The organism is Imperialibacter sp. (assembly GCF_048007035.1).
In the GTDB taxonomy this organism is placed as follows: Bacteria; Bacteroidota; Bacteroidia; order Cytophagales; family Cyclobacteriaceae; genus Imperialibacter.
On record NZ_CP180355.1, the window covers coordinates 2,450,638 to 2,465,354 of the forward strand.

The 14,717-nt window shown below is 46.2% G+C and carries 16 protein-coding genes; 9 read left to right on the top strand and 7 right to left on the bottom strand.

Annotation, left to right across the window (positions count from 1 at the left end; translation table 11 throughout):
• Nucleotides 1–336 precede the first annotated feature (336 nt).
• Nucleotides 337–471: a hypothetical protein gene (locus ACMVP2_RS10530; RefSeq protein WP_416867673.1), complete on the top strand. Its 135-nt coding sequence runs from the start codon at nt 337–339 to the stop codon at nt 469–471.
• A 17-nt stretch (nt 472–488) separates the two neighbouring features.
• A complete protein-coding gene (locus ACMVP2_RS10535) occupies nt 489–1,196 on the top strand; it encodes a metallophosphoesterase family protein (RefSeq protein ID WP_416867674.1) in 708 nt (235 codons plus the stop codon).
• 269 nt (nt 1,197–1,465) lie between these two features.
• Here the strand turns inward: ACMVP2_RS10535 and gdhA are convergent, their stop codons facing one another.
• A complete protein-coding gene (gdhA, locus tag ACMVP2_RS10540) occupies nt 1,466–2,809 on the bottom strand; it encodes an NADP-specific glutamate dehydrogenase (protein WP_416867675.1) in 1,344 nt (447 codons plus the stop codon).
• A gap of 171 nt (nt 2,810–2,980) precedes the next feature.
• Here gdhA and ACMVP2_RS10545 point away from each other — a divergent pair, with 171 nt between their 5' ends.
• Together ACMVP2_RS10545 and ACMVP2_RS10550 are read left to right on the top strand one after the other, a co-directional pair.
• Nucleotides 2,981–4,687: a DUF6909 family protein gene (locus ACMVP2_RS10545; protein WP_416867676.1), complete on the top strand. Its 1,707-nt coding sequence runs from the start codon at nt 2,981–2,983 to the stop codon at nt 4,685–4,687.
• 157 nt (nt 4,688–4,844) lie between these two features.
• Nucleotides 4,845–5,030 carry a hypothetical protein gene (locus ACMVP2_RS10550; protein WP_152001483.1) on the top strand — a complete coding sequence of 62 codons (186 nt, stop codon included), beginning with the start codon at nt 4,845–4,847 and terminating at the stop codon, nt 5,028–5,030.
• Here the strand turns inward: ACMVP2_RS10550 and ACMVP2_RS10555 are convergent, their stop codons facing one another.
• A complete protein-coding gene (locus ACMVP2_RS10555; protein ID WP_416867677.1) occupies nt 5,031–6,935 on the bottom strand; it encodes a CASTOR/POLLUX-related putative ion channel in 1,905 nt (634 codons plus the stop codon). It abuts the gene before it with no gap.
• Nucleotides 6,936–7,140: 205 nt separating this feature from the next.
• Nucleotides 7,141–7,686, bottom strand: coding sequence for a hypothetical protein (locus ACMVP2_RS10560; protein WP_416867678.1), 546 nt, complete (start codon nt 7,684–7,686; stop codon nt 7,141–7,143).
• A gap of 72 nt (nt 7,687–7,758) precedes the next feature.
• Between ACMVP2_RS10560 and ACMVP2_RS10565 the strand changes: the two genes are divergently transcribed.
• The 3 genes from ACMVP2_RS10565 to ACMVP2_RS10575 are packed head-to-tail and all read left to right on the top strand — an operon-like array spanning nt 7,759 to nt 9,550.
• The gene (locus ACMVP2_RS10565; protein ID WP_152001480.1) at nt 7,759–8,340 is read left to right on the top strand and encodes a LemA family protein; all 582 of its coding nucleotides are present in this window, start codon (nt 7,759–7,761) and stop codon (nt 8,338–8,340) included.
• Between the two features lie 3 nt (nt 8,341–8,343).
• Nucleotides 8,344–8,781, top strand: a complete 438-nt coding sequence (locus tag ACMVP2_RS10570; protein WP_152001479.1) for a TPM domain-containing protein — start codon at nt 8,344–8,346, stop codon at nt 8,779–8,781.
• Complete coding sequence (locus ACMVP2_RS10575; RefSeq protein WP_416867679.1) at nt 8,756–9,550, top strand: TPM domain-containing protein; 795 nt, start codon at nt 8,756–8,758, stop codon at nt 9,548–9,550. The genes ACMVP2_RS10570 and ACMVP2_RS10575 overlap by 26 nt, the downstream gene beginning before the upstream one ends.
• Here the strand turns inward: ACMVP2_RS10575 and ACMVP2_RS10580 are convergent, their stop codons facing one another.
• Nucleotides 9,551–10,165 carry a class I SAM-dependent methyltransferase gene (locus ACMVP2_RS10580; RefSeq protein WP_416867680.1) on the bottom strand — a complete coding sequence of 205 codons (615 nt, stop codon included), beginning with the start codon at nt 10,163–10,165 and terminating at the stop codon, nt 9,551–9,553. It lies immediately after the preceding gene.
• The gene (locus ACMVP2_RS10585) at nt 10,162–11,055 is read right to left on the bottom strand and encodes a patatin-like phospholipase family protein (RefSeq protein ID WP_416867681.1); all 894 of its coding nucleotides are present in this window, start codon (nt 11,053–11,055) and stop codon (nt 10,162–10,164) included. Before ACMVP2_RS10585 ends, ACMVP2_RS10580 begins: the two co-directional genes overlap by 4 nt.
• A 68-nt stretch (nt 11,056–11,123) precedes the next feature.
• Between ACMVP2_RS10585 and ACMVP2_RS10590 the strand changes: the two genes are divergently transcribed.
• Together ACMVP2_RS10590 and ACMVP2_RS10595 are read left to right on the top strand one after the other, a co-directional pair.
• Complete coding sequence (locus ACMVP2_RS10590; protein WP_416867682.1) at nt 11,124–11,537, top strand: VOC family protein; 414 nt, start codon at nt 11,124–11,126, stop codon at nt 11,535–11,537.
• Between the two features lie 3 nt (nt 11,538–11,540).
• On the top strand, nt 11,541–12,029 hold the full coding sequence (locus ACMVP2_RS10595) for a DinB family protein (RefSeq protein ID WP_416867683.1): 489 nt from the start codon (nt 11,541–11,543) through the stop codon (nt 12,027–12,029).
• On the opposite strand, the gene ACMVP2_RS10600 is transcribed toward ACMVP2_RS10595, so the two are convergent.
• Together ACMVP2_RS10600 and ACMVP2_RS10605 are read right to left on the bottom strand one after the other, a co-directional pair.
• Complete coding sequence (locus tag ACMVP2_RS10600) at nt 12,026–12,787, bottom strand: SDR family NAD(P)-dependent oxidoreductase (RefSeq protein WP_152001473.1); 762 nt, start codon at nt 12,785–12,787, stop codon at nt 12,026–12,028. The two genes, ACMVP2_RS10595 and ACMVP2_RS10600, sit on opposite strands and share 4 nt — an antisense overlap.
• A gap of 254 nt (nt 12,788–13,041) precedes the next feature.
• Nucleotides 13,042–14,709, bottom strand: coding sequence for a CotH kinase family protein (locus tag ACMVP2_RS10605; RefSeq protein WP_416867684.1), 1,668 nt, complete (start codon nt 14,707–14,709; stop codon nt 13,042–13,044).
• Between the last annotated feature and the right edge of the window lie 8 nt (nt 14,710–14,717).

Sequence of the window (14,717 nt, forward strand, 5' to 3'; positions counted from 1 at the left end):
CCTACTTACTTGTTCCTTAGCTGTGTTGAAAAACCAATTCCTTTTTCGAGCCTCCTGGCTTTGCCTAACCGGCTTCATTTCTGCACGGGTTGCTCTGTTACTTACAATACAAATGTAGGGCCGATGTAAGAATCATTTTCCTCCTACTTGCTATAGCCATTACCCATGTAATTTTTTTCAACAAAACGATGATTTGCGCAAGCGGAGCGTATCCAGAAACGCTGAAATGAGCACACTGGCCACTCTTTTTTAACGAAAAGCTGTTTATTTATCGCATGGCTGTTTTTTCGGCTGGCCAAACTGATTATATTCGCAACGTAAAAAAACACAAGCAATATGTTTAATCCTGCAGTTACTTCCGGTGTTGATCTTTTCGTTTACATCGCTATTGGACTTATCGCCCTTGTCAATGCACTCCTCTTCGTTAACGCAAGAAAAACGAAAGCTAAGGCTGACGAGAACCACAAATAGGAGATGCTTTCAGAGAAGTGAGTACATCTGGCTCATTTGTTTCTGTAGAAAATGAGCAGAAAGTATACGCCATTGGTGATATACACGGTTGCCTCAATACGCTAAAGGCTTTATTGGATCAAATTGACTACAAGGGGCAATCGCCTCTTTTTTTGTTGGGCGACTACGTAAACAAGGGGCCCTCTTCAGTTGACACACTCAACTATATCATCGATTTAAAGGCGCAATTTCCTAAAGTCTATCCCTTGGCTGGCAATCACGACCAATACCTGCTCTCCTTTCTCACCCGAGCGGATGATGATTGGTTGGATTCGTCGGAATATGCCAACATGAAGCGAGCTGGGGAGTTTCAAAGTCTTTCCGCAGACAGCACACAAATATTTACTGACTTTCTCAAGTCGCTACCTTTGTACTACGAAACTGAAGATGCTTTTTTTGTGCACGCCGGGTTCAACTTCGAGAGGAAAAGTATATTTGACGATACAAGCGCCATGGTCAATACCAGGGCCTTTCACTATGACGCCGCCAAGGCCAGCGATAAGCGCCTCGTTCATGGGCACTTTCCTGTAGAATTGGCAATTATCAAAAAAAGAATAGAGAGGAAATTTCCGGTGATTCCACTGGACAATGGTTGTGTGTATTCAGGCGAAAGAACAGACATGGGATCGCTCTGCTGTCTTGAACTCAGTGAAATGAAGCTTTTCACTCAGCCCAGGATTGACTAAATCAAAAATCCCGGAAACAGCCGGGATGTAATTACAAGCACGAGCGGACTCGTTATACTTCCAGGTCTTTGTTGTGGCTGCTCACTTTGCTGTTGGGCAAAATAATGGGGCAAATAATTGCCAACACAAACAAAACGCCAATAATAACTACCATTGCCATAGTTCTGAAATTTTTATGAGAGCCCAAATATAGATCAATATTGCATTGACGCCAACTATTAGCTTGCCTGGCTCACAATCTATTTTATTTTTTCTAGTTCTTAGCTGCACTACACAACGCCCTGCTGAAGCATGGCGTCCGCTACCTTTCTGAACCCTGCGATATTGGCACCCTTAACGTAGTCAACAATCTTGCTGCCAGCACCGTGGTCAACACAGTTTTCGTGAATACTTTTCATAATAATTTTAAGCCTGTAGTCCACTTCGTCCCGTGTCCACGAAAGCCTTTGGGAGTTTTGTGCCATCTCCAGTCCGGAAGTGCCCACACCACCGGCATTAGATGCCTTACCTGGTGAAAACAGCACGTCTTTTTGCCTGAGGAAGTGCATGGCTTCGGGGGTAGTGGGCATATTGGCCCCTTCAAAAACGCCAATCACTCCGTTCTTCACCAGTGTTTTGGCGTCATCTTCGTCAAGCTCATTTTGAGTGGCACAAGGATATGCTATATCGCACTTTATTCCCCATGGTGTTTTGCCCTCGTGAAACTCCGCCTTGAACTTGTCTGAATATTCTTTTATCCTGCCCCTTCTTACATTTTTCAGGTCCTTAATAAAATCAAGTTTCTCTGCGTCAATGCCAGCTTTATCGTAAACAAAGCCTGATGAGTCTGACACCGTCACAACTTTTGCCCCCAGTTCAATAAGCTTCTCGGTGGTGAACTGAGCTACATTTCCTGAGCCAGAAACCACGGCCGTTTTGCCTGCTATCTCATGACCATGGTGCCGCAGTGCCTCGTCACTAAAATAAACGCAGCCATAGCCTGTTGCCTCGGGCCTGATCAGGCTGCCTCCATAGTTCAACGATTTGCCGGTAAGCACACCCGTAAACTCGTTGGTCACTTTCTTATACTGACCAAAAAGGAACCCAATTTCCCTGGCACCCACACCGATGTCTCCGGCTGGCACATCGGTAAACTGCCCTATATGCCTGCAAAGCTCCGTCATAAAGCTTTGACAAAACTTCATCACCTCATTGTCGCTTTTTCCCTTGGGGTCGAAGTCGGAACCACCCTTACCTCCACCCAGCGGAAGGGTTGTAAGACTATTTTTAAATACCTGCTCAAATGCCAGAAATTTAAGAATGCTCAGGTTGACCGAGGGATGAAACCTCAAACCACCTTTGTATGGCCCAATAGCGGAATTCATTTGTATCCTGAACCCTCGGTTCACTTGAATCTCTCCTTTGTCGTCCAACCAGGGCACCCTGAAAATCACCACTCGCTCCGGCTCTACCATCCTCTCCAAAATTTTGGCCTTTTTGTACACAGGATGCTCCTCCACAAAAGGAACTATCACCTCGGCAAATTCCAATACAGCTTGCAGGAATTCCTTCTCTCCGGGGTTTTTTGCTGCAGTTCTTTCCATAAATGCGGATACTAAAGCAGTGTGGTTCATGTCTCTTTTTTTTAGGTGTTGATTGATCTCAAAAAATTAATATAAAAGTTTTCAGCGACAAACGTAAACTCAGCAGAAAAAACCGCCTTCACAGAGCCCCATTCAGTTTGTCGGTGCCTGGCACAGTGGTCATTTGAAAGTAAATGGTTATTTTTGTGTGAAACGTAAAAAATGTCGCTTCACCACCCCATTGAACTAACCAAAGCCCAGGAGTCAAGGGCTGCCATTGAAAGAGTTTATATCGAAATGCGCCACCTGTTCAACAGTGGCATCTACAAGCCTTCGGGGGCATCTGGCCAGCAACTCACCGACTCACTGCTCACCCTCCGGCCGGAAATTTACGGCTCAATGAACGACCCCTCAAAAGTTGAGCTGGACGGCCTGGTGTATGTGATCGAACGACTTCCAAAGGGGATAGAAGAATGTCGTTTTATACGGCTGATCTCAGAAGAAGGCTACCACAAATCTGGCTTTGAAGTGCTCATTCCTCATGCGAGAAAGAGAAACTGCTACAGGATTGATGACGAGCAAATGTTCATTGAGGTAACCAGAGGCAGAAGTGAGATTTACGACATTCTCACTCACCTCACCTTCATGTACCATGAAGCGGAAAAAATAAAAGAGCATGCCTATGAGGGGGGTGGTAACCTGAGGAAAGAATGGCTCGCACTTGAAAAGCTTGTAGTAAGTGAGCAGGATTTGAAGGGAAAAAGCAAGGAGCTTGCCTTCACCTACTTGTCCACTTTGCTGGGCAGAACTTATGAGGAGACCAAGGCGGCTGTTATGCGCCTGCAGTCGTCGAAGTCGAATAACAATGGTCTGTTTCACATTGTCTACTGGCTGGGCACCTTGATCATTCGTGAAAAACAAGAAAGCAAAACCATCGAGATTTCGTTTTCTCCTACGCTCCGCCAGCGTATTGGGCACCACATGTACGGTGAGCGCTGGTCGCATCAAATCAACAAATACCTGATAAAAGCAAAGCTGCTCGACAGGCCCATCCATGTCGTCAGCGCCAACCTTCACAGTTTCCTCAACACTCTTTACTGTTTTGCGGCCTTAAAAGAGTCGGAGCGCAAGAAGGAAAGCCTGGAAGATGTGGCCCTTATGCTGAGCGACCCGAAAAACAAAGAACTCAATGACCGAGTAGAAGCATTTGCCTCCAAAAATGGCCTGCACCTCATCAAAGACAGCAACGGAACCAACATCTCTGTTCAGGTAATTGACACCACCAAAATCAACTTTGATCTTCTTCCAGCAGAGATTAAAGCTGACCAGGCAAAGAGCAAGAGCAAGAAACCAGTGCTGATTGTTTTCGATTACGCCTTTGGCGAGCAGGCCTATGAGATCATGGATGAGCTTTTGAAGCCACTGGAGGAAAACGATCAAATCTCAATTAGGGTGGCTTCTATCAATATCATGGGCAAGGCAGGCATATTGCAGGGCGGCAAAGGAGACATCATGATCCCCACGGCCCATGTGTTCGAAGGCACGGCGGACAATTACCCGATCGTCAATGATTTCAAGGCCGGCGACTTCCACGCAAAGGGATTATATGTTTGCGAAGGGCCTATGATCACCGTGCTTGGCACCTCTCTTCAAAACAAAGAAGTGCTGGAATACTTCGAAAGCTCTTCGTGGAATGCCATTGGGCTGGAAATGGAGGGGGCACACTATCAGAAGGCTATTCAATCACATGCGATTATCCGCAACAGTATCAGCAAAGACGTGGTGCTAAGGTACGCTTACTATGCATCTGACAACCCTTTGGTGACGGGCAACACACTTGCTTCGGGCAGCCTGGGCCTCGTTGGCGTAAAACCCACCTACCTGATCACCACCGCCATTATCAACAAAATCTTTCAACAACAAGATTAGCCACGCACTCAGAAGCAGAGCTTTTCTGATACGGAAAGCAGTCTCCGTTTTCAGCGATTATGGAAGAAATATTACATCTGTAATGATAGGGTAATAGAATAGTAATGAACAAGTTACGCTGTATTACGTTATTTACAGTAGCTAATTGTACCAAATCATGCAACTGAGTAATCTACAATCGGAAATTCTTCACTCGGTGGAGAACCTAAAGACAGATCAGCAAAAAGATGTGCTTGAGTACATCTCAGAACTGCAACTAAATGATCAGCGGGTCAAAGCAAGGCTAAAGAGCCAGGCGCTAAAAGAAATCAGGCTTGCCCTGAAGAATGAGGCGTTTGCTTAGTTAGTCTTCTGACAGCACGATTATCTTGTCCTTACTGGAAAAGGTAATCAGATCAGATTTCTTCGGGTTAACCACTACCCCGTAGCCCTGGGTGGCATTTCTGGCATCGGAAATTTTCCGGTAGCCAATAGCTACTTCATTCTTTCTGGCGGCCGACTCCAGAATCGTGTAGAAGTTCACCGGCTTATCTACATTGATATAATCTGTAACCGGTTTTATGTAAATCTCAGAACCATCTGCGTCAAAGAGATCCTCAAAAACCCTCATCAGGTACTTGTTCTCCGCTACCTGTGTCATCAACAAACTCAGCAGTTTATCACTAACTATAAAATCGTCGGCACTGGTAATATCTGCCAGCTGCCTGTTTCTCATGTCGAGCATTTCCGACACAATGTTCATTTTTCGTGGAGAACTGGAAGAAATATTACGCAGGTGAAGCAGGGTAATTAGTGTTTGGGCATCCGCTTCCTGAATGGGGTAGTACTCCTGATAGCACAGCAGCATGATATAATCGAACGTCTGGCATTTCTGCATCTCCAAAACTGCCCTGTCCGTTGTGTCAACCATTTCAAACTCAAGAGTGAGGTTGCTCACTGTCTTTTTAAGCTTCTCTATCGGGGCTACCGCATCGTCAAACTTTGAGATTACCTTAATTGAAGACCCGGGCTGCACATAGTTGTCCAACTCCTGAATAATTGTTTTGGCCCTATTATTCCAGCCAATCAGCAAAATCGTCTCGGCGTGGGGAACATCTGCTTCGTTCGTTCTTATCGAGCCTTCTTCCAAATTGAAATTCGTGCGATTAGACACAATCATTGTGTCATCATCTTCGGTTACTCCAATCATTAAGTCGCCAGGCTGAATGACGGTGCTCATTGGCGGATTTACCTCCACATGGTTGTCGGAGGCGAACTGAATGCCGATGATGGCCGAGTCTTCATAGCTGAAAATCGCCTCCCGAAAAGTCTTGCCGACCAGCTTCGGCTCCTCTACAAAATAGATTTCATCGCCGCCAAAATCCATCAGCTCGATATAAACAACCGACAGCCCCGACTGACGGCTTGTTTGTACCATGATTTTGGAAACAAAGTCGTCTGAAAGGATAAGCTCCACCTCGTCCTTGCCCACCATTTTTGCAACTTCGAAGTTCCTTTTGTTTTCTATTTCCGCTGTGATATGATACGGCGCCTGCCTCCTGTGTGGGCTGGAAATGATGGCCAGGATCGTCTTAATAATCTGACTGTCAGAATTCTCATTCTCTTTATCCAGAATGATGATCGACTTTGAGTTAACAGGGTTGCCAATCTCGAGGTCGTGGAGGTCGATAGGGTTACCTGTTCTGCAAATTATCTTGGTGTTCTTGGTATTGCCAATTTTGTCCTTTATCTCGTCTTCCATCAACACCTTGTCCTTGTCGGCCAGGATCACAATTTTAGGATCCTTCTGGTTTTCGTTGGCGATGATCAGCTCTGGAATGATGGTGAATATTTTTGAAGACCAGCCCAGGATGAGCACATGGTCCTGCTCCATTACGAACGAACGACCTTTTCTTAGCTGATCCAGCTTGTCCATGATACCATTGGAAATCAAACCGATCAGGATACTGAGGATGACAATACCAAGCAGCGTAACCAGGAACATGAAAATCCGGAAATCCCAGTGGCCATCATGCTCGCCAATCGTACCGGGATCCAGCACGTGCATCAGGCTGGTCCAAAAGGTGTCAACGAAGTTGAGCCTGGTTACCTCATCGGGGTGAATATTGGCCAAATATAGAATAGTGGCGAACATCAAAACCAGGAGCAATGCCACCAAGCCCAGGTACGAAATAAGCTTGGTAGAGCCAGCGGACATGAAATTATCAAATGCGTATTTCAGCCGGGCCTTGGTTGATTGGTTATTCATTTAAAAGGTTTAAACAGCTCAAAAAAAATTCCATTTCGTCGATAGAAACAAAATTATCTAATTTACCAGTATAGTAAAGCATAAACGTTTCAATTACCGGATATATTTGGGATAAAACACCTTTGGCAGTGAGATGGTTACAAAATTGCTGGCTGAATACAACTGTATTCTGTAATTCACCGTCCCTTCAACTATAAAAGAAGGCTCAAAACCACCCGGTAAGCCGGAGATAATCATACAGCGTCACCCGGAATGCTTCTCTTTTTTCGTCAGATGTAAAAAGCGGCACTTTCTCTCCATCTTTTCGAAGCGCAAATCGACCCCCCTCCATCATCGCATTATAAAGGGTGGCTGAAAAGGTCAATTGGTCTCGCATATTCCCCTCCCGATAAATAAGGTGGTAATCGGGAAGTGTGTCGCTGCTGACCGTTACATCGATTTCTTTTATTGCGCTCCACTTCTCGGACCAGTTAAGCATCAGATAGGCCCTGTCCTGTCGCCAATTGAATACAATGGTCGGCACCACCGGCGACAATGAATCTTTGTCCCATGTCTTGTGGGTATAGAGGTAAACCCCAGCCTCTTGCTGTTCCGTTGTGGTGTAGGCCGACTGCCGCATGTTCTTGAAAAAGAGTTCGGATCGGTCGGTTGTTTTAAAGTCGAGTTTCTCAACATCAACTTTTTTGCCTTTGTCAACGTTACATGCTAGTAGAAAAAATACACCCCCTACTAAGGTCAATACATTTTTCATTTGGTAAGAATAGTGCTTCCTTTGAACACAAACATCTCTCTGATTAGTTTTCCGTCTTATAACAATTAAACAATGAAGAAAATACTTATTGCTATTGTATTGCTGGTTGTCATTATTGGTTTGGCTTCATCCTGTGGTTATAACAAGATGGTCAGCCTTGAAGAAGGAGTTAGCGGGCAATGGTCTCAGGTGGAAAATGTTTACCAGAGAAGGGCCGACCTTATCCCCAACCTGGTGAACACGGTAAAGGGCTATGCTGACTTTGAAAAAGAAACCCTCACCCAGGTGGTTGAAGCCCGTGCAAAGGCTACATCAACAACCATCCGTGCCGATAACTTGTCTCCTGAAGGAATGCAGCAGTTTCAGCAGGCTCAGGATGGGCTTGGTTCAGCACTTAGCCGGCTGATGGTGGTGGCCGAACGTTATCCTGATTTGAAAGCCAATCAAAACTTTCTGGAGCTTCAGGCGCAGCTTGAAGGCACTGAAAACAGGATTGCTGTTGAAAGAAAAAAATTTAATGAAGTAGTACAGGCATACAATACCACTATCCGGAGGTTTCCCGGCAATATTACTGCCGGTTTGTTCGGGTTCGATAAAAAAGGCTATTTTGAAGCTTCTGAGGGTGCAGAAAAAGCACCTGAAGTAAAATTCTAAACTATGGCGAAAGAATATTTTAGCGAAGAAGAACGCCGCAATATCGTGCAAGCGATTAAGGAGGCCGAGCTGGCCACCTCTGGCGAGATTAGGGTACACATCGAAAGACATTGTCAGAAAGATGTGCTGGACAGGGCTGCAGAAGTTTTTTCTACATTGAACATGCAGAAAACCAAGCAACGAAACGGTGTGCTTTTTTACCTGGCTGTGGAAGATCATCAATTTGCGATAATTGGTGATGCCGGCATTAACCAGGTGGTGCCTGACCACTACTGGGGCGACATTAAAGACCATATGAAGGATCGCTTCGTGTCGGGACAGCTAACGCTTGGACTGAGTGATGGCATCCGTATGGCCGGAGCCCAGCTTAAAGAACATTTCCCTTACCAAAAAGACGACGTAAACGAACTCCCTGATGACATTTCCTTTGGCCAAAATTAAGTTCTATTTTTTCACTGGTTTACTGGTCATGACCAGCTTAGCGGCTTCGGCACAGAGTTTTCCAAAGCCAATGTCGCCGCCGAGGATCGTGAATGACTATGCGAACCTGCTTAGCCAACAGGAAACTAATATGTTGGAAAATAAGCTCAGGGGATATCGGGACAGTACCTCCAATGAATTCGCTGTCGTGATATTGGAAACAATAGGGCAAGACGATATTGATCTTTATGGAGCTGAATTGGCCCAGGAATGGGGCATCGGAAAAAAGGGTAAGGAAAATGGTGTGCTGGTTTTAGTGGCGATTAGTGACCGAAAGGTGAGCATTAGCACAGGCTATGGGCTGGAAGGTGCTATCCCCGATGCTTATGCTAAAAGAGTCATTGAAAAGTACATAGTACCTAATTTCAGAGCGCAAAAGTATTTCCAGGGGCTGGATCAGGCAACCAGCATACTCATGAGTATGGCCTCAGGCGAGTTCAAGGCAGACCCACGAACGGCAAAAAAAACGCCGGGAATTTTGTCTCTTATTATCGTTTTCTTCTTTGTCATCATTCCTATTATTTCGGTTTTTCGGGGAAGAAGAGGGCATTTTTCTTCACGCAAGCCTGGGTTCTGGACAATGCTCTTCCTCATGTCGAGCATGAATCGGGGCCGGGGCAATACTTTCAATGATTTTAACAGTGGCAGAGGAAGTTTTGGCGGCGGAAGCGACTTTGGTGGTTTCGGGGGTGGAAGCTTCGGTGGCGGTGGTGCCAGCGGTTCCTGGTAGTCAGGCTTTTCTAAATACCAGGGTTGTCATGCATCTAACATCGTCCACCACAGTGGTTTTCACGGGTTCTATCAGCTGCCAGGAAAACTTGTCAACGATTTCCTCTATCAAACTTCTGGTGAGTAAAAACCTTGCCGATCCATCAGGAATCAGGTAGCGACCATTTCCCAGATCCTCAGTGGCATCCGGAAGGCCAATATCGCTGGTCATGCGGATAAAGAGAATGCCATCGGGAGCTAAAACCCGAAACAACTCGGCCATCTGTTTGTGAAAAGCATCCACGCTTTCGGCAAAGTGTAGCACAGCACTGCTGATGACAATGTCAAAATAGCCGGCTGGCAAAGGCAAACTCTCAGCATTTCCCTCGATCAGTTTTCTTTCGTCAAAATCCGGCCGAATTCCTTTGAGCAGGTACTTCAGCATTTGCAACGCAGCAGGGTTTTGATCGAAACCATACACATCAAAGCCTTCCCTGGCGAAATAAATAAGGTTTCGACCCTCGCCACAGCCTACGTCTAGCACCTTGCTTTTTACTTCAAAGCGGCCCTTGAGTATTTGATCCAAAAGGTAGATGTCGATATTGCCCAGTTGGGTATTGAGTTCTCTGAAGTTCATTGCTCCGGTTCCGACAAAAGGTTGGATGCCTTCAAGGCCTCTTCAAATGCCTGCCTTCCAGCTTCAATTATTTCTTTAGCTCTGTAGAATTCAAATGTAGAACAAGCCCGCCTTGACACCTCAACACTTAACCCCGGCTTGTATTGCTTCAAAAGCTCTGAAGTAAGCCGATCCTGCAGAAGGTCAAGGGAGTCGTTGAGCAAATCAAAGAACCCCAATTTCTTCTTTGCGGAGCTGGACCCAGGAATCACCTTGCTTATCTTGCTCATCATTTCCTCCAGTCGCTTTGTGTATTGATTGGACTCTTTTTTCTCTTGTTTCTTTAAGGGACTAACGTACGGTTTGAATGCATTTACATTGGAAACAACAAGGATGTCTCCCTTGGTCCTTTTCACTTTATCAGCTGGCACAGGATTGGTCACACCGCCGTCGACATAAAGACTTTCACCCGACTTGAGGGGCGTGAGCACAGTGGGTATTGCTACTGATGCTCTGATAGCATGATACATACTCCCGGAGTCGAACACCTTCTCCTTTTGCGTGTTGAGGTCAGTTGAAACGGCAATGAACGGGATTTGCATTTCTTCTATTGGCCGATCCGGGATAACTTTCTCCAGGTTCTTGAAAACCTTTTCTCCCCTGATAAAGCCTTGCGAACTGAAAGTAAAGTCGATAAGTTTAAAAACCTCAATCCTATCAAGGTTGCTAATCCACTCCTTGAATTCCGGCAACTTGCCACAAGCATGAAACGCACCAACAACTGATCCCATAGACGACCCGGCGATTGAACTGATCTCGAAGCCATGGTCAATGAGCCCTTCGATTACGCCAATATGAGCAACCCCTCTGGCCCCACCACTTGAAAGCACCAACGCTACTTTTTTACTCATATGTAAAAATAGTTTTTAACAGACACTTTAATATGTAAATTTTCGATCTAAATCTAAACTCTAACACAATGACCCCATTCCACCTCGCCTTCCCCGTTAGCGATATTGAGGCTACCCGAAAGTTCTTCACTGAAGTGATTGGCTGCAAAGTTGGCCGCTCAGCTGAGAAGTGGATCGACTTCGATTTTTTTGGACATCAGATCAGCGCCCATTTGAAGCCAGACGAAGTTGCACAGGCAAAAACAAATGAGGTGGATGGCGACAAGGTGCCTGTCAGGCATTTTGGAGCCATACTCCAATGGGAAGAATGGCATGAGCTGGCCGACAGGCTGACCAAGCAAGGCGTCGAATTCATTATTGAGCCCCATGTGAGGTTCAAAGGCGAAGTTGGCGAACAGGCTACTATGTTTTTTCTCGATCCGAGTGGCAATGCGTTGGAGTTCAAGTCGTTTCAGGATATGTCGCAGGTTTTTGCCCATTAACATATGAGCTGGGTTGAAATCGTACTAAGCCAGTTGAAGGATGTTTATACAGGTTCGCCCTGGTATGGCAAGCCGGTTAGAACAATTTTGCGGGAAATTATGCCGGAAAAGGCTGGCGTACGCCCCGATGATTCTTCACATTCGGTGTTCCAGCTAGCACAACACATGCTTACGTGGCGCACTTATGTGGTAGAACAACTAAAAGGCAATGAGCGGTATCAAGTACCTATCGATTCTGAGAAAGACTGGAGTCAAACGGGGGCAACAAGCGCAGCAGAGTGGATCGAATTGCTCCATGCCTTTGACGACAATCAGAAAACGCTCTTGGATCTTATTCAAAAAACTTCAACAGATACATTTGAGAAGCAGGTGCCCGGAAAGTCCTACGACTTTAAACACCTGATTGAGGGCATAGTGCATCACGACATTTACCATGCTGGCCAAATAGTGACCACAGCGAAGGTTGTGGGCGCCTACCTGCCCTCCAGCTAGTGCACGTAGCTGCCTGCGTTGATATCAATGGTGCTGCCAGTCGCATGGTCGGCCAAGCCGCTGCATAAAAAAGTCACCATGGGAGCAATGTCCTTCGGCTCAGTGAGTCGCTCAAGTGCCAAATCTCCCAGCACCACCTGCTCGCCATATCGCTCCACAAATTCTTTGGCCATATCGGTGCGCACAAAACCCGGCGCAATATTGAACGCTTTGATACCCTGCTTGCCGTAAGCCCTCGCTATCGAACGGGTGAGCGATACCACCCCTCCCTTGGACGCTGCATAGGCCAGGTACTCGGCAGTATCTCCTCGAAAGGCCGCTCTTGAAGAGATATTGATGATCCTTCCTGTGGCCTTTCTTTTGAGCCAATGATCGATGGCTTTCTTGCAAAGAATGGCGGTTGCGTTAAGATTAACCATCATGGTTTTGTTCCATTCTTCAAGCCACTGCTTATCGGCAGAGCCCATGTCGGAAGCTATGGCCAGACCGGCATTGTTGACCAAAAGTTCGAGAGACCCAAATTCACTCACCACCTTATCGAACAGCTGCACTACTTGATCAGGCTGAGCCAAATCTGCCTGAAAGGCTTTGCTCTCATTGCCCAGCACATGGGCCAGGTTTTCAGCCTCTCTGCCGCTCTTGTGGTAATGCACTGCCACGGTGGCCCCTGCTTCTGCCAGCTTAGCCGCAATGGCCTTGCCTATGCCCCTGCTAGCTCCTGTTACGAGCACATTCAGACCAGATAAATTAATGTACATAGTGAAGGATCATTCGATATGCCGAAAAATAAGTGATTAGCGCTGAAACTAAAAGTCAATAAGCAATCCTCTCTTAGAATGATTTTCCAATTTACCAATAGTCAGGCAGCCTCAGCGAAGCGGGAGACCTAGAAAATTGGTGAATCTGGTTTAAGAATGTCGATAACTAAATTAAGTTAACTACCTTATATATAGATAGTTATGGTTTTTGTGTGTGATTATCCACAATTTTTGCAAAGTTATCCACAATTCATCTAACGTGCTGATTTGATGATCTTTCCAACCGTCACTTGTCCGTCACCTGAAAATGCCTGGTAGAGATAAACAGCTGGCGGCAAGTCCTCTCCGTTTGAATTTCTGCCATCCCAGGTCAGGTTGCTGCCTAATTTTCCCCGGTTATTAATGGTTCTCACCTGCTGACCAGAGAATGAAAATATTTTTATTGACTCAACCCCAGAGGGGGCTTCATTTTGGAAGTATATTAAATCAAGAAAAGGATTAGGAAACGTCACCAGATCAACTTCTCTGTTGCTTAGTCCGGTTACATCCACTGGCCCCTCAAAATTCTCTATCTGCTGATCCAGCCAAGTGGTGCGCTGAGTGATCCAGTTCCTTAGATAGTCCACTTCCGCCGGGTAACTTGCCCCAACAAAATTGTTAGGCCACGTGTACTGGCCAATGACTGGCCATCTTTGAAAATTCCTATTTTTGGCCTCAGATAAGACGTCGGTATATTCATCAATCATCGTGCTTATTGCTTCGTCGGACCAGGCACCACTCCGCAGCGTCATCCACCGCAATTTCACCTGTTGTCTGAAAACAGGGTCTGTCATCAGTTTGTCCCACCAAAAGGGAACCAGCCAGAAGTCGTTCGGGCAAACGTCGTTGAACTTGTACGCCCAGCCCTGGGTATTTCCTCCCTGGCAGTAGTCGGCGTTGCCAAACGCAAGGTTAAAGTCCCATATTGGCCCAAGAGTCAGGAGCCCGCCCTTGTCATCTTTGTCCTTGTACATAAAGGTGCTGAGCCTGTAGCCATCAACATTCCGGCTGAGTTCATTGATCAGGAAGAAGTCAACAAAGCTCGACAGCTCTATATATTTGCGGTAGCCCGATACCGGATCCCTGAAGGAACTCGACTTCAGAGTATTTTCGAAGCTCTTCATAAAGCTTTGTATATATGTCTTTTGAGCGTTGGTGATTTCGTCATCTGCTGGCTCATCGTATTGAAAGAAGGCCACCTGATCACTGTTTTTATAATTGTTTGGTCGGTACTCTGACGCAAAGCCCCCACCACCGCTGCCGTCAAACTTATCGAGCTTCAAAATGTAGCCCCCGGTCAACTCCTCTCCTTCGTTATCCTCAGGTTTTAGGTTGGCGATATCCACCCGGTTTTTGTCCCGCTTCACCTTTTCCATAAATAGGTAGATGCCGTGGTATTGCCCATTGAGCACCACCTCAACGTATTTTGTTCTTGAGCTATAGCGCTCAGTAAATGAGAAAAGATCGAAGGTTAGTTTGTTCCGCATCAGCGTTTTGTCGGAGTAGGGTCCGTGCAAAACCCAGTCTTCCTCGGCCGGAAAACCCAAAATGGCCGTGTCAAGATCCTGGCCTTGCTCGTCCCAGGTCTCAATGCCGAAGGACTTCTTTGGAAATAGGGCTTGAGAAGAGGAGCCCCTGAATTCAATACCGATGAAGCCGTCGTAGTCAGTAAAAGGATCGGAGGTATGGTTAGTAATCCCTTCCTGGTTGTTGATTATGCCCATTCTTGCTTTCACCTTGGGTTCGTTAACAATGGTACGCCCTTCGGTGTCGATGATAATAATGGGGAGGTTCGACGACTCAAAATTAACAGACTGTGACTGAGCGGACAGCGTGCAAAAAATGGCTCCCGCAAGCAGAGCTCTTAGCAATGTAATTTTCATAAAAGTAG